The organism is Stenotrophomonas sp. YJH_SMC_27, assembly GCF_059369815.1.
The window spans coordinates 380,768-396,065 of the sequence record NZ_JCAFTA010000003.1; the positions used below are offsets into that span (position 1 = coordinate 380,768).

Sequence of the window (15,298 nt, forward strand, 5' to 3'; positions counted from 1 at the left end):
CTGCTTGTCCCCACCAGACCTCATGACTCTTTTCGCTGCATGAAGCATCGCGAACGCATTGCCCGTTACCGTCACCTGCGCGAACAGCCCCAGTGGAAGCTGCTTGCCGCCGACCATGCCCCGGAAATCATCGGCCTGTTGCAGGGCCTGCTGATGGACGGCGAGCGCACGTTGCCTTCGTCGGTGCTCAACGAGCGCCTGCAGCGCGCGCTGGACCAGCTGGCCGGCGATGAACTCTCGCGCGAGCTGCCGCGGACCGCGCAGGCCTACATCGCGCACTGGCTGGCCCAAGGCTGGTTGGAGCGCCGCCTGCCCGAAGGCGCCGACCAGGAACAGTACGAGCTGTCGACCGCAGCGCTACAGGCGATCCGCTTCGCCGACGGCCTCGAGCAGGCTCGCGTGGCCGCCACCGAGAGCCGCCTGGCACTGGTCATCGAACAGCTCTCGCAGCTGGCCGCGCAGACCGAGTCCGACCCCGATGCCCGCCTCTCGGCGCTGCGCGACGAGCGCGACCGCATCGACGCCGAGATCGCCCGCGTCGGCGCCGGCCGCGTCACCGCGCTGGATGGCAAGCGCGCCCTGGAACGTGCGCGCCAGATCATCGGCCTGGCCGACGAGCTGACCGAGGATTTCCGGCGCGTGCGCGATGACTTCGAGCAGCTCAACCGCGAGTTCCGCGAACGCATCATCGACGATGAAGGCGAGCGCGGCGACGTGCTGTCGCAGCTGTTCGAAGGCGTGGACGTGATCGGCGAGAGTGATGCAGGGCGCAGCTTCCAGGCCTTCTGGCGTCTGCTCAATGACGCCGAGCAGAGCGCCCAGCTCGATGCCGCGCTGGAAGCGGTGCTGGCGCGTGGCTTTGCCCGGCGCCTGGACCGCAACGAGCGCAACTTCCTGCGCGGCTTCACCAGCACCATGCTCGAGCGCGGTGGCCAGGTGCACGACGTGCTGCAGCACTTCGCGCGCAGCCTGCGCGGCTTCGTACAGAGCCGTGGCTATCTGGAGCAGCGCCGCCTCAACCAGCTGCTCAAGCAGGCGCAGTCCGAAGCGCTGGCGCTGCGTGACGAGTTCCCCGCACAACGCGGCATCGGCCGCGACCTGCAGCTGACCACCAGCCGCCTGCGTTCGTGGTCGCAATGGAAGCTGCACGATCCGCGCAGTGCCCAGGTCGATGGCAACGTCGAGTACAACGACGCGGCCGCGATCAGTCTGGAAAGCGTCGGCGATCTGGTCGCTTCGTCCGAAATCGACTTCCGCACCCTGCGCCGCGACCTGCACGACCTGCTCGATGCACAGCCGCGGCTCAGCATCGCCCAGGCCCTGTCGCAGCGCGAAGCGCCGCAGGGCCTCGGCAGCGTCATCGGCTACCTGTCGCTGGGCACGCGTTTCGGCAACGTGGTCGCCGGCGAGCAGGAGCTTGCGCAATGGCGCGGTGGCGACGGCCAGATCCGCCGCGCCCGCATCCCGCTGGTTTGGTTCACCCAGGAGAGACGCCATGAGCTGGCATGAAGATCCCATCGAAGCACCGCAGGCCGACGTGGCGGAAGACGCCTACGAGGCCGAGCCGGCGGCGACCATGGCGCAGCCCCGCCGTGGCAACGACGTGTACTACCTCGGCGACACCGGGCGCCTGCCGCTGGATGCGCGCCGCGCGCTGTGCCAGCTGCTGATCGGCCCCAGCATCGACCAGCTGCGCCACGCCAAGCTGTGGCCCGCGCTGATCCGCAGCGAAGCGGCCATCCGCTCATCGCTGGCGGACCTGTTCCTGGAACTGGTGCTCGACCGCGACAGCGGCGTGGCGTTCACCCGCCAGGCCGATACCGAAGACGTTGATGCGCCGGTGCTGCTGCGCACCTCGCCGCTGACCTTCATCGACTCGGTGCTGCTGCTGTACCTGCGCCAGCAGCTGGCCGAGGCCGATGCACGCGGCAACCGCGCGGTGGTCGCCGACGCCGAGATGGCCGAAGCGCTGGCCATCTATGAAAAGAACCTGTCCACCGACCGCGCCGGCTTCAACCGCCGCGTTGCCTCGGCGGTGCAGAAGATGAAGGACAACCACATCCTGACCCGCCTCAGCGGCCAGGATGACCGCCACGAAGTCTCGCCGGCGCTGAAGCTGCTGTTCTCCGCCGAAGACGTGTCCCAGCTTTCGGCGGTGTACCGCCAGCTGCGCGAAACCCCGGCCGCCGAGGCCTGAGAGACCCGACCATCGCATGGCTATCTCCAAGCACACTCCCGCACTGTTCAACGAAGGCCTGCCGGACCCGCGCCTGCAGCAGTTCCGCATGCGCCGCCTGCAGGTGCACAACTGGGGCACCTTCAACGGCCTGACCGAAGTGCCGATCGCCGAGCGCGGCTTCCTGTTTGTCGGCCGCTCCGGCTCGGGCAAGTCGACCCTGCTCGATGCCATGTCCGCGCTGCTGACGCCGCCGGCCATCGTCGACTTCAACGCCGCTGCGCGTGAAGCCGAGCGCAGCGGCCGCGACCGCAACCTGGTGTCCTACGTGCGTGGCGCGTGGGCTGACCAGCAGGACAGCGGCACCGGCGAAATCGCCACCCAGTACCTGCGCAAAGGCGCCACCTGGACCGCACTGGTGCTGGAATACCGCGCCGGCGATGGCCGCGTGGTCAGCCTGGTGCGCCTGCTCTGGATCTCCGGCAACGGCACCTCGGCCGGCGATGTGCGCAAGCACTACATGATCGCCGAGCGCCCGTTCGACATCGCCAAGGATCTCGGCGGCTTCGACCTGGACCTGCGCAAGCTCAAGCAGAAGCTGTCCGACCTGCACCACTTCGACACCTTCTCCGGCTACGCCGAGCGCTTCCGCGACCTGCTCGGCATCGACAACGAGATGGCGCTGCGCCTGCTGCACAAGACGCAGTCGGCGAAGAACCTGGGAGACCTCAACGTCTTCCTGCGCGACTTCATGCTCGACACGCCGAAGACCTTCGACGCCGCCGAGCGCCTGGTCAGCGATTTCGCCGAGCTTGATGGCGCACACCAGGCGGTGGTCACCGCCCGCCGCCAGGTGGAAACCCTGCTGCCGGCGCGCGCCTACTACAACGACCTGAAGGAAATGCACCGCCGGCGCGGTGACGACGAAGCCTTGAAACTTGGCGTCGACAGCTTCCGCGAGAGCCGCCGCCAGGCGCTGATCGAAGCGCGCCTGCGCGAGATGGACGTGCGTGACCGCGGCCTGCTTGGCGAAGAAGCCCAGCGCCGTGCTGCACTGGACAATCACACCGAGCGCCTGGCCGAACTGGAGCTGCAGCGCCGCCAGCAGGGCGGTGAGCGCATCGAGGAACTGGAACGCGAGCAGGGTCGTGCCGAAGCTGAGCGCGACCGGCGCCAGGCCAAGCGCGAGCAGGCACGCCAGGCGGCACAGCAGCTGGGGGCCGAACTGCCGGACGACGCGCACGGTTTCGCCGAACTGGTCGAGCGCGCGCAGAACGAGCTGCAGGATCGCCAGCGTGCCTCCTCGGCACTGGACGATGCGATCAGTGATCGCCTCGGTGGCAAGCGCGATGACGAGCGCCGTTTCGGCGAAGTCCGTGCCGAACTCGAAGCGATGCAGCGCACACCGTCCAACATCCCGGCGCCGATGCAGAAGCTGCGTGCGCGCCTGGCCGAAGAGACCGGCATCGCCGAGGCAGCGTTGCCGTTCGTAGGTGAACTGATCCAGGTCCGCGCGGAAGAGCAGGGCTGGCAGGGTGCCATCGAGCGCGTGCTGGGCGGTTTCGCGCTGTCGCTGCTGGTCGACGACAAGCACTACAACGATGTTGCCGAGTGGGTGAACCGCACTCACCTGGGCATGCGCTTCACCTACTACCGCGTGCGCCGCAACGATGATGCGTTCGCGCGCGAACCCTCGGCGAAATCGCTGCTGCACAAGCTTGAACTGCGCGAGCATGTGTTCGAAAGCTGGCTGCGCCGGGAGCTGGGCAAGCGCTTCGACTACGAATGCGTGGATGCCAAGCAACTGCGCAACGTCGACCGCGGCATCACCCGCGAAGGCCAGGTCAAGCATCCAGGTGACCGTTTCGAGAAGGACGACCGCAGTGCAGTGGGCGACCGCCGCCGCTGGATCCTCGGCTTCAACAACCACGACAAGGTCGGTGCCTTCGAGCGCGAAGCCCAGGAACTGGCCAAGCGCATCGCCAGCTGCGAGACCGACATCGCGCGCCTGCGCGGGCAACGTGACCGCGACAACGAACGCCGCCTGGCCTGCCACGAGCTGGTCAGCATCAGCTGGAACGAGATCGACATCGCCGCTCCGCAGCAGCGCCTGAGCGATATCGAAGCCACCCTGCGCGACCTGCGCGAAGGCAACGCCGATCTCGCCAGGCTGGCCAAGCAGATCGACGCCGTGCGTGCGGATATCGAACAGGCACGCCGCACCTATGAGGACGTTCGCGTCGAACGCGGCCAGCTGGTCAAGGAGCGCGACCGTCTCGATCGCGCCCGCCAGCAGAGCCGTGCACTGGTGCTGCCGACCCTGGCCCAGGAGCAGGAGGCCGGGCTTGCCGAGCGCCTGCAGGAGCAGGGTCCGCTCAGCCTGGAAACGCTCGAAGCGCACATGCGCCAGGTCAGCAACGCGCTGAACGAGCAGCTGTCGTCCTCGCAGCAGGACCTCAACCGCATCGAGAACCAGCTGACCGGCTGCTTCCGCCGCTTCATCCAGCAGTGGCCGGAGGAGTCGGGTGACTTCACCGTCTCGGTGGCCTCGGCCGAGGACTTCCTCGCCCGCCTCGAACGCCTGGAACGCGATGGCCTGCCGCAGCACGAAGAGCGCTTCTTCGATCTGCTGCAGAACCAGAGCAAGAACAACCTGCTGGCCCTGCAGCGCCACAGCGCCGAAGCCCGGAAGTCGATCGGACAGCGCCTGGATGAAGTGAATGCCAGCCTGGAGCAGGTGCCGTTCAACCGTGGCACGCTGCTGACCATCGAACTGAGCGACCGCCGCCTGCCGGAAGTCGCCGAGTTCCACCTGCAGCTGCGCGAGGTGCTGTCGCAGCAACAGACCGAGCAGCGTGAACTGGCCGAATCGCAGTTCACCGTGCTGCGCCAGCTGGTCAACCGACTGGGCTCGCAGGAAGGCGAGGACAAGCGCTGGCGCGAGCTGGTGCTGGACGTGCGCATGCACGTGGAGTTCATCGGCGTCGAGCTGGATGCGGAAACGCGCCAGCAGGTCGAGATCTACCGTAGTGGCGCGGGCAAGTCCGGTGGCCAGCGCCAGAAACTGGCCACCACCTGCCTGGCGGCAGCGCTGCGCTACCAGCTCGGCGGCGCCGACAGCCAGCTGCCCAGCTACGCGGCGGTCGTGCTCGACGAGGCCTTCGACAAGGCCGACAACGAGTTCACCGCGCTGGCGATGAACATCTTCGACAACTTCGGCTTCCAGATGGTGGTCGCCACCCCGCTGAAGTCGGTGATGACGCTTGAACCGTTCATCGGCGGCGCCTGCTTCGTCGAAATCAGCGGCCGACACGACTCCGGGGTGTTGCTGATCGAGTACGACGAAGAAGGCAAGCGCCTGAAGCTGCCCGAGCGCAGTCGCCAGCAGGCCAACGAACCGGAAGAAGCCGAGGCCTGAGCGCCTCGGTCCATCTACCTGTAGAGCCGAGCCATGCTCGGCTGCTCTTCGCGACCTGAAACAACGTGCCAACCAAGGTTGGCACCTACCATTTCATAACGTTCCTCACGAACCGCGGAACGTGTCCCACGCCATCCGCGCGATCAGCACCACCACCAGCCCCACGAACAGCTTGCGGATGAACGGCGTGCCGCCCTTCAACGCCAGGCGCGTGCCCACCACCGAACCGATGATGTTGGCTGCGGCCATCGGCAGCGCGAACAGCCACAGGATGTTGCCGGTTGGTACGAAGAACGAGATCGCTGCCACGTTGGTCGCCAGGTTCACGACCTTCGATGCCGCTGACGCGCGCAGGAAATCCAGCCCGAAGAAGCGTACGAACAGGAAGATCAGGAAGCTGCCGGTACCCGGCCCGAAGAATCCATCGTAGAAGCCGATCGCCGCACCGATCGCCAGTGCGATCACCAGCTCGCGGCGGCCGATCTCCTGTGGCCGGTGCAACGCGCCGAAGTCCTTCTTCCACAGCGTGTAGGCCAGCATCGCGATCAGCAGGACCAGCACCAGCGGGCGCACCGCGTCCTTGGGCAGCAGGCTTACCGCAGTGGCCCCGGCGAAGGAGAAGATGAAGGCGGTACCGGCCGCGAACAGTACCGGCTTCCACGGGAAACGCACGTTGCGCGCGTAACGCCAGGCAGCCGCACCGGTACCGAACATCGAACTGAACTTGTTGGTGCCGAACAGCATCGCCGGTGTCTGCTGCGGCAGCACCGTGAACAGTCCCGGCAGCTGCACCAGGCCACCGCCACCGACGGCGGCATCCACAAGACCGGCGATGAAGGCGATCACCACCAGCCACCACAACTCGGGGGGAACCAGTTCCAGCACGGCGATCAATCAAGGTGGGGGCGCGACAGCATACGCCCTTCGCCGATGGATGCTGGCGGCGCTCCGCGCGACAATGCGCGCATGAGCCGAAAACCTGCCGATCCCTGTCCCTGCGGGCTACCCGCGGAGTACGCCGCCTGCTGTGGCCGTTTCCATGCCGGCGACACCGTCCCCGACGCCGAACGCCTCATGCGTTCGCGCTACAGCGCGTACGTGCGGGGCCTGGCAGGCTACCTGCGCCAGAGCTGGCACCCGGACACGCGTCCGGTCGAGTTGTCGCTGGATGACGCGCCCGGGCAGCGTACGCACTGGCTGGGCCTGACCGTCCATGAGCACACCGTCACCGGCGCTGACAGCGCCGAGGTGAGGTTCACCGCCCGCTACCGGGTAGGCGGCGGCAGCGCGGTGAAGATGACCGAACACAGCCGCTTCCTGCGCATCGACGGTCGCTGGTACTACCTCGACGCAGTCTGAGCCTCAGCCCGCTGTCCGGCGTTCGCCCGGATCTGGTTGCGGCCGCCGTCCTTGGCTGCGTACAGCGCCCGGTCGGCGGCCTTGACCACCGCTGCCGGGCGCGGGTCCACAAGGCTGTCGGCCAGGCCGATGCTCACCGTCACCTGCACCACCGGGCCGCTGCCGCCGCGCCCGCGTTGCTGACGCCCGGCGTCATCGTCGCGGCTGCGGGTGCTGCGGTCGCGCAGCTGCATGCGGGTGTCCTCGATGCTCTGCCGCAAGGCTTCCACGGCATCCATGCAGGCGTCGGCCGGCTGGCCCAGGAACACCACCGCGAACTCCTCGCCGCCGTAGCGGAACGCACGGCCACCATCACCCACCCGCGCCAGCCGCGAGGCCACCAGGCGCAGCACGTCGTCGCCGGTGTCGTGGCCGTGGGTGTCGTTGAACGATTTGAAGTGGTCCACGTCCACCATCGCGATGCTGTAGGTGCCGCGCGCCCGTTGCAGGGTCTCATTGAAGGCGCGGCGCCCCGGCAAGCCGGTCAGTTCGTCGCGGAACGCCATGTGGAACGACTCCTGCAGCATCGCGCCCAGCATCAGCAGCAGGGCCGCACTGGCCAGCGCAGGCAGCAGCACCGGCTGCAGGAAGACCCTCGGCAGCATCCACCACAGGCACAGCAGCGCCAGCAACATAGCCGTGTGCAGCGGCCGCGGAAGGCGCCATGCCTGCCAACCCAGCGCCGCCGTGGCCAGCAGGAACAGCAGCGCCGGCAGCTGCGCCAGCGCGTTCCAGTCGGCCGGGATCCACGCCCAATGACGGTTCGACAGCAGATCATGCATGCCGCGCGGCTGCTGCGCGGCCAGCAGCAGGAAGATCAGCAATGCCGTACTGCTGGCGACGGAGCGCAACAGCAGGTCGTGCCTGCGCCGCCCACGCTCCGGCCACAACGACAGGCCGGCGAACAGCAATGGCAGCCACGCCGAGATGGCATGGAAGCGCAGCGGTGTCAGCGCGCTGACATGGCCGCTGCGCAGGTAGCCGCCGACATCCTGGTGCAGCAGCGCGAACATGACTGCCACCACCAACAGCAGGCAGAGCGCACGCACCTGGTGGTAGAGAAGGGCCAGGCCGGCACTGAGGCAGGCCAGCAGCCAGGGCAGAACGCGTTGGGCCGGACTGGCCACGTCTTCGTTGCCCAACGCCGCCCACAGCACCACGGCAACCAGCACGGCGGGCAGCACGAACAGGTAGTGCGCAGGCTGGCGGAGCGGATGCAGGGGCAATCAGGAATTCCAGCGCGGTGACGACGCGGCCGCAGCATTGCCGTTAGCGGCGTTCGGGGCGGCTTCTTGAATGCGGCAGGCCCATCCATGTGAACGAAGTGACGCCGGACCATGACATCGCACTCACCCGCCGGCACCGATGCTGTCGGCATGGACAGCGTACCCGCCGCCGTCGCTGCCCCGCAGCACGATCTCGCCCACCAGTTCGCACGCGTGCGTGCGCGCAGCATGCAACTGGCCGGCCCGCTCAGCGCCGAGGACGCCATGCTGCAGAGCATGGCCGATGCCAGCCCCAGCAAGTGGCACCTGGCCCACACCACCTGGTTCTTCGAACGCTTCGTGCTGGCAGGATTCGCCAGCGCGCCGGCGCATGATCCAGCCTGGGACTATCTTTTCAACAGCTACTACAAAAGTATCGGTCCGGCGCACGCGCGGCCGCAACGCGGTCAGTTGTCGCGGCCATCGCTGCAGCAGGTGCGCGACTACCGCCAGCAGGTCGACATGCAGGTGCAGTCACGGCTGGCGGCGGGTGACCTCGACGCGCAGGCGCTGCACCACCTGCAGTTGGGCCTGCAGCACGAACAGCAGCACCAGGAACTGCTGTTGACCGACATCAAGCATGCGTTCTGGTGCAATCCATTGCAGCCGGCCTACCGTGAGGACCTGCAGCCTGCCACCAGCGCTGCCAGTGCGCAGGGCTGGATCGAATCACCCGAACGCATCGTCACCATTGGCGCCGCAGCCTGGCCGCAGCACGCCGCCTTCGCCTACGACAACGAATCGCCGGCGCATCGCGTGCTGCTCCCCGCACACGCACTGGCAGAGCGTCCCGTCAGCAATGGCGAGTACCTCGCCTTCATCGAGGCTGGCGGCTACCGCGAGCCGCGCTGGTGGCTCAGCGAAGGCTGGGCGTTGCGCGAAGCCGAGGGCTGGCAGCACCCGCTGTACTGGGACGATGCCCTGCAGCGCGAGTACACCCTCGGCGGTTGGCGAGAGCTGGACCCGCATGCGCCGGTCTGCCACCTCAGCTATTACGAGGCCGATGCCTGCGCCCGCTGGGCTGGTGCGCGCCTGCCCAGCGAGTTCGAGTGGGAAGCCGCCGCTGCGTCGCAGCCCCTGCGTGGCCATTTTGCCGACGACGATCAGCTGCACCCTCGGGCGGGGCAGGGCAGTGGGCTGCGGCAGCTGTTCGGCGATGTATGGGAATGGACCCACAGCGCGTATGGCGCCTATCCGGGCTTTCGCCCTTTCGCCGGCAACCTCGGTGAGTACAACGGCAAGTTCATGTGCGGGCAATGGGTGCTGCGCGGTGGCAGCTGCGCCACGCCGCGTGGCCACGTGCGAGCCAGCTACCGCAACTTCTTCATGCCCCCGGCGCGTTGGCAGTTCTCCGGGCTGCGCCTGGCCAGGGATCTCGCATGAGTACGGTGCAGGACGCGCTGCAGGCGCTGACCGATCTCACTCCCGGCCGCCAGCAGATCCTTACCGACGTGATGGCCGGGTTGTTGCGCACGCCCCGCCAGCTGCCGTCCAAGTACTTTTACGATGCACGCGGCTCGCGCCTGTTCGAGCAGATCACGCATACTCCCGAGTACTACCCCACGCGCACCGAGCTGGCCCTGCTTTCACGGGTACTGCCGGACATCGCCCGAAGCGTCGGGCCGCACCTGCACGTGGTGGAACTGGGCAGCGGCAGTGGCCGCAAGACCGCGTTGCTGCTGACCGCCCTGCACGAGCCGGTGGCCTACACGCCGATAGAAATCTCGCGTGCCGCGCTGCTGTCCAGCATCGACCATCTGGCCCCGGCGCTGCCCGAGGTGGAGATGCTGCCGGTCTGTGCCGACTTTACCCGTCCCGTCGCCGTACCCATGGCCGAACGCGGACCCGCGCGACGGCTGCTGTTCTTCCCTGGTTCCACGCTGGGCAACTTTGAAGGAGAAGACGCGGTCGCGCTGCTGCGCGCGATGCGCCAGACCATGGGGCATGATGGCCTGGCCCTGGTCGGCATCGACCTGCACAAGGACCCGGCGTTGATCGAAGCGGCCTACAACGATGCGCAGGGCGTCACCGCCGCATTCACCCTCAACCTGCTGGCCCGCCTAAACCGCGAGATCGGCAGCGACTTCGATCTCGATGGCTTCCGTCATCGTGCACGCTACAGCACTGCGCGGTTGCGCATCGAGACCGATCTGGTCAGCCAGCGGGCACAGGACGTCCACCTGGATGGCCACATTTTCCACTTCGCCGCCGGTGAACCCATCCGCGTCGAGTACAGCCACAAGTACACCGATGACAGCTTCGACGCGCTGTTGCGGCAGTCGGGCCTGCAGGTGGCGCAGCGATGGGATGCCGAAAGCCCCGCCTATGGCCTGCGCTTGCTGCGCCGCGCCTGAGGTGGTGGCCAGCCGGTGGCCCTTCAGGTTCGGCGGCACCGCTGCCCCTAAGATGGCCGTGCAACGGCAACACGGAGGACGCCATGCCTGTTCTGACCACGCTCGGCCTGGCGGCCGCCCTTGCGTCGACCCCGGCGCTGCCTGCGGCTTCCGCCACCAGCACCGATCCGGCGTTCAGCCGCTGCTTGGCGGGCCTGCAGGCCACCGCCGCGACCCAGGGCATCGGCGCCGACCGCTTCAACGAGATCACCGCCGGGCTCACCCCGGACCCCAGCGTGCTCGGCCTGCTCGATGCACAGCCCGAATTCACCACGCCGATCTGGGACTATCTGGCCGCGCTGGTTGATCGCCAGCGTGTGGCTGATGGTCGCGCCCTGCTGCAGCAGCACCGCGACCTGCTCGATCGCGTGTCGGCCCAGTATGGCGTCGATCCGGCCACAATCGTCGCGGTCTGGGGCGTGGAGAGCGACTACGGCCGCGTGTTCGGCAAGCGCCCGCTGCTGCAGTCATTGGCCACGCTGTCGTGCGCCGGCCGCCGCCAACCTTTCTTCCGCGGTGAGCTGCTGGCGCTGCTCAAGCTGATCGACCGCGGCGACCTGCAGGCACAGGGGCTCACCGGCTCCTGGGCCGGTGCCTTCGGGCACACCCAGTTCATGCCCAGCACCTATGCACGCATCGCCGTGGATGGTGATGGCGATGGCCGCCGCGATCTGGTCGGCAGCATTCCCGATGCACTGGCCTCCACCGCCAACTACCTCAAGCGTGCCGGTTGGCGCAGTGGTGAACCATGGGGCATGGAGGTGCGTGTGCCCGCCGGCTTCAACGCCAGCCAGGCCGGCCGCACCCAGCGTCGCGCCCTGGCCGATTGGCGCGCGCAGGGCGTGACCGCGCTGGATGGCAGCGCGTTGGCTCCGGCCAACCTGCCGGCGGATGCGCGCGCCGCCCTGCTGCTGCCGGCCGGCAACAAGGGCCCGGCGCTGCTGGTGTTCCGCAACTACGACGCGATCTACAGCTACAACGCTGCCGAAAGCTATGCGCTGGCGATCGCGACGCTGGCCGACGAGTTGCGGGGCGGCAACGGGTTGGCTACCGCCTGGCCGACCGACGATCCAGGCCTGGGCCGCGATGAGCGCCGCCAGCTGCAGACCCTGCTGCTGGCCCGCGGCCACGACATCGGTGCTGCCGACGGCATGATCGGTACCGCCACGCGCCGCGCGATCCAGGCCGAGCAGCAGCGCCTGGGCTGGGCCAACGCAGATGGGCGCGCGGGACAGCGTATCCTTCGCACTCTGCAGAACGCGCCGCGCACTGCGCCGGTGCCCACGCGTTTCATGCTTCCCAGCAACTACAGTGCCGTGCAATCGCCGGCCATACGGAGTCGATCCCACGTGCAGCAGATCCAGGGTGTACGCAGCGGGCAGTACCAAGGGCTCGATGCCTGGCTGGTGGAAACCGCCGACGCCAGCGCGGCCGTCAGTGTGTTTGGCGGCCAGCTGCTTTCCTTCGTGCCCAAGGGCCAGCCGGATCTGATGTGGCTGTCCCCCCGGCGCGCCGAACTGCCCACGCCGATCCGCGGAGGCAGCCCCGTCTGCTGGCCGTACTTCGGCCGCCAGGGCCAGGGCAACGACGTGCCCGCCCACGGTTTCGTGCGTACCGTGCCGTGGGAACTGCAACAGGCCCGTCGCCTGGACGACGGCAGCATCGAGCTCACGCTGGCACCCCCGGTGCTGCAGAGCCTGGACCTGCGGCTGCGGATGACTGTGCGCGTAGGCCGCCAGTTGACCCAGCGACTGATCACCGAGAACGTCGGCAGTTCCCATGCCAGCATCACCCAGGCGCTGCACAACTATTTCCGCGTGGGTGATGCCAGCGCGGTGGAGGTGGACGGCGTGGACGGGCTGGACTATCTGGACAAGTTCGAGAACTATGCGACGCCGCGTCGGCAGCAGGGCGCCTGGACGTTGCGCGATCCCCGTGATCCCGGGCGCAGCGATCGCATCTACACGCAGGCCAAGGGTCACTATGTCCTGCGCGATCCGGTGCTGAAACGCCGCATCGACATCCGTACGGAAGGAAGCCGCTCGCTGGTGGCGTGGAATCCCGGTGCCGAGGCTGCAGCGAAGATGGCAGATGTGGGTGAGGGCTGGCGCGACTACGTCTGCCTGGAAGCGGCCAACGCCGGGCCCGACGTGGTGACCCTGCCGCCGGGTGGCAGCCATGTGCTGTCTCAGACATTGTCAGCGGCACCGTGGACACCGGTCACCCGGTAACGAATCAACGCAGCAAGGACGTTTTCATGCAGGAAGCACAGTGGTGGTACGCCAACAGCAGGCAGAGCGAAGGACCGGTGGACCTGGCCGCCCTGCGTCGCCTGCAGCAGGACGGCACGGTGACGGCACGCACGCTGCTGTGGCGCGAGGGCATGCCCTCGTGGCGCCCATTGGCGGAGCTGGAACAGGATTCAACGCCCATCGAGATGGCGCCGGCTCCGGATATCGACACAGCCCCACCGGTTGAGGTCGTTGCGCCAAGTGTCGGCGATCCGTCCGATCCGTATCGAGTGCCCGCCGCTGCACCGGATACCGCTGCCGCCGCGGGGCTGGAGGGCGAGATGGCCTTGTACGCCAGCGTGGTCGGCGGCAACTTCCCGATCTATCGCCAGCGCTGGCGGCTGGATCAGGGCATTGCCACGGCCAGTGGCACCTGGCACTGGCCGGCCTTCCTGCTCGGCCCGATCTGGATGATGTACCGCAGGATGTACCGCCTGGCGGCAATGTGGGTCGGCCTGCTACTGCTGATCAGCGTGGTGGAAACCTTGCTGGATGTGCCCGAAGGCGTGTCGCTGGTCATCACCATCGCGCTCAGCGTCACTACCGGCACCTTTGGCAACACCTGGTACCTGGCACACTGCCAGCGCCTGATCGCCCAGGCCCGTGCCGTCAGCGGCGGCGATGACGCACGGCTGCGCAGCGAACTGACCGCACGCGGCGGCACCAGCGTGGTCGCCACACTGGCCGCCATCGTCATCTCGGTGGTGTTGAGCACCGTCGGCGCCGCACTGGCGGGGTAGGACAGGTCAGCGGCCCTGACGCGGCCGCAGCACCAGCAGGCACAGCGCACCGGCCACCAGGCCCCAGAACGCCGAACCGATGCCGGCCAGTGAGACGCCGGAGGCGGTGACCAGGAAGGTGACCAGTGCCGCCTCGCGGTCCTGCTCTACTGCCAGCGCACTGGCCAGGCTGTTGGCGATGGTGCCGAACAACGCGATACCGGCCACGCAGGCCACCAGCTCCTTTGGGAAAGCCGCGAACAGGGCGGCGACGGTGGCACCGAACAGCCCGATGACAATATAGAAAGCCCCAGCGGCCATGGCGGCGGTGTAGCGCCGTGCCGGATCCTCGTGCGCATCACGGCCCATGCAGATCGCGGCCGTGATCGCGGCCAGGTTCAGTGCGTAGGCACCGAACGGCGCCAGCAATGTATTGACCACGCCGATCCAGCCGATCAGCGGCGACACCGACGCGTCATAGCCGGAGGCACGCATCACTGCCACACCGGGGATGTTCTGCGAGGCCATGGTGACCACGAACAGGGGCAGGGCGATGCCGGCTACCGCAGTCCAGGACAGGGACGGGGTCACCCATTGCGGCACCGCCAGCTGCAGCTGCACCTGCTGTGCGTGCAGCAGGTCACGGCTGGCTGCGACCGCGATGCCGACCAGTAGTGTGGCGATGACCGCATAGCGCGGGAACAAGCGGCGTCCCGCCAGCCAGGTGGCGAACATTGCCAGTGCCAGTACCAGTTGGGAATTCATGGCCACGAACACGTCCAGACCGAAGCGCAGCAGCACGCCGGCCAGCATGCCGGCGGCCAGCGCCATCGGCACCCGCTGCATCAATCGCGCGAACACCCCGGAGAAGCCTGCCAGCATGCCAAGCACCGCAGCGAGCAGGAATGCGCCGGTGGCTTCAGCGAGCGAGTCGCCACCAGCACCGACCACCAGCATCGCCGCGCCCGGTGTCGACCATGCGGTCACCACCGGCACGCGATAGCGCAGCGACAGCCCGATGCAGGTGACACCCATGCCCAGTCCCAGTGCCCACATCCATGAGGCGATCTGTGCCTGGTCGGCACCGACAGCCTGGGCGGCCTGGAACACGATCACTGCGGAACTGGCGAAGCCGACCAGCACGGTGATGAAGCCGGCGACCACGGCCGGCACTGAAAGGTCGCGCCACCATGCTTGCCGCACCTGCATGTTCATTGCCGTCTCTCCTTGTTGCATCCGTGCATTGATAGCCGTTGCGGCGTTGACCGCGCAACGCGCGGGCAACGCCGCAGTGATCTTCGAGCGTACGTCATGCCTGAAGTCGCGGCGCTTCTGTCATCACCATGAAAAAAAAGCCTTGACGAAATCTGCAGGATCTCTAGAATTCGCCCCCTTGCTGCAACGCATCGCTTCCTCGGAAACGGCACGCGATCAGCAACGCCATCACCGGCGAACGAGTTGATCGAACGAAGGTGTTGACGGACTCGGAAAGTCCGGCATAATAGGCGGCTCGCAACGACGAAAGACCCTCGGGTCCAACGACGAAGCAGCATCGGCAACAACGTCCACTCCGGTGAGACGGCCTTGAAAAAAGGTGTTGACGAAGCGGAAAAGCCGGCTATAATGGGCGGCTCGCTA

Annotated in this window: 12 protein-coding genes; 9 read left to right on the forward strand and 3 right to left on the reverse strand. The window is 67.5% G+C overall.

Features of this window, described 5'->3' with window-relative positions; translation table 11 throughout:
* Positions 1 to 39 precede the first annotated feature (39 nt).
* Genes AC5P7R_RS07685 through AC5P7R_RS07695 form a run of 3 tightly spaced genes read left to right on the forward strand, consistent with a single transcriptional unit; the run spans position 40 to position 5,594 of the window.
* Positions 40 to 1,509: a DUF3375 domain-containing protein gene (locus AC5P7R_RS07685; RefSeq protein ID WP_019658766.1), complete on the forward strand. Its 1,470-nt coding sequence runs from the start codon at positions 40 to 42 to the stop codon at positions 1,507 to 1,509.
* Entirely contained in the window at positions 1,496 to 2,197 is a 702-nt protein-coding gene (locus AC5P7R_RS07690) for a DUF4194 domain-containing protein (protein ID WP_019658765.1), read from the forward strand. The genes AC5P7R_RS07685 and AC5P7R_RS07690 overlap by 14 nt, the downstream gene beginning before the upstream one ends.
* A 16-nt stretch (positions 2,198 to 2,213) precedes the next feature.
* A complete protein-coding gene (locus AC5P7R_RS07695) occupies positions 2,214 to 5,594 on the forward strand; it encodes an ATP-binding protein (protein WP_134732511.1) in 3,381 nt (1,126 codons plus the stop codon).
* A 105-nt stretch (positions 5,595 to 5,699) separates the two neighbouring features.
* Here the strand turns inward: AC5P7R_RS07695 and AC5P7R_RS07700 are convergent, their stop codons facing one another.
* Positions 5,700 to 6,479 carry a sulfite exporter TauE/SafE family protein gene (locus tag AC5P7R_RS07700; RefSeq protein WP_019658763.1) on the reverse strand — a complete coding sequence of 260 codons (780 nt, stop codon included), beginning with the start codon at positions 6,477 to 6,479 and terminating at the stop codon, positions 5,700 to 5,702.
* A gap of 81 nt (positions 6,480 to 6,560) precedes the next feature.
* Here AC5P7R_RS07700 and AC5P7R_RS07705 point away from each other — a divergent pair, with 81 nt between their 5' ends.
* Positions 6,561 to 6,953, forward strand: a complete 393-nt coding sequence (locus AC5P7R_RS07705; RefSeq protein WP_026346891.1) for a YchJ family protein — start codon at positions 6,561 to 6,563, stop codon at positions 6,951 to 6,953.
* Here AC5P7R_RS07705 and AC5P7R_RS07710 read toward each other — a convergent pair.
* Entirely contained in the window at positions 6,935 to 8,218 is a 1,284-nt protein-coding gene (locus AC5P7R_RS07710; protein ID WP_031269293.1) for a GGDEF domain-containing protein, read from the reverse strand. The genes AC5P7R_RS07705 and AC5P7R_RS07710 overlap by 19 nt on opposite strands.
* A gap of 150 nt (positions 8,219 to 8,368) precedes the next feature.
* On the opposite strand from AC5P7R_RS07710, the gene egtB reads away from it, so the two are divergent.
* The 4 genes from egtB (at position 8,369) to AC5P7R_RS07730 (ending at position 13,681) form a co-directional block, all read left to right on the forward strand.
* Entirely contained in the window at positions 8,369 to 9,640 is a 1,272-nt protein-coding gene (gene egtB, locus AC5P7R_RS07715; protein ID WP_478436115.1) for an ergothioneine biosynthesis protein EgtB, read from the forward strand.
* A complete protein-coding gene (gene egtD / locus AC5P7R_RS07720; RefSeq protein WP_134709587.1) occupies positions 9,637 to 10,611 on the forward strand; it encodes an L-histidine N(alpha)-methyltransferase in 975 nt (324 codons plus the stop codon). Before egtB ends, egtD begins: the two co-directional genes overlap by 4 nt.
* 83 nt (positions 10,612 to 10,694) lie before the next feature.
* Positions 10,695 to 12,881 (forward strand): lytic murein transglycosylase, encoded by a 2,187-nt coding sequence (locus tag AC5P7R_RS07725; RefSeq protein ID WP_100477410.1) that lies wholly within the window; start codon positions 10,695 to 10,697, stop codon positions 12,879 to 12,881.
* Between the two features lie 26 nt (positions 12,882 to 12,907).
* The gene (locus AC5P7R_RS07730) at positions 12,908 to 13,681 is read left to right on the forward strand and encodes a DUF2628 domain-containing protein (protein ID WP_478436114.1); all 774 of its coding nucleotides are present in this window, start codon (positions 12,908 to 12,910) and stop codon (positions 13,679 to 13,681) included.
* Positions 13,682 to 13,687: 6 nt separating this feature from the next.
* Here the strand turns inward: AC5P7R_RS07730 and AC5P7R_RS07735 are convergent, their stop codons facing one another.
* The gene (locus AC5P7R_RS07735; RefSeq protein ID WP_478405557.1) at positions 13,688 to 14,875 is read right to left on the reverse strand and encodes a benzoate/H(+) symporter BenE family transporter; all 1,188 of its coding nucleotides are present in this window, start codon (positions 14,873 to 14,875) and stop codon (positions 13,688 to 13,690) included.
* Here AC5P7R_RS07735 and AC5P7R_RS07740 point away from each other — a divergent pair.
* Positions 14,868 to 15,122 (forward strand): hypothetical protein, encoded by a 255-nt coding sequence (locus AC5P7R_RS07740; RefSeq protein ID WP_125437961.1) that lies wholly within the window; start codon positions 14,868 to 14,870, stop codon positions 15,120 to 15,122. The genes AC5P7R_RS07735 and AC5P7R_RS07740 overlap by 8 nt on opposite strands.
* Positions 15,123 to 15,298 lie beyond the last annotated feature (176 nt).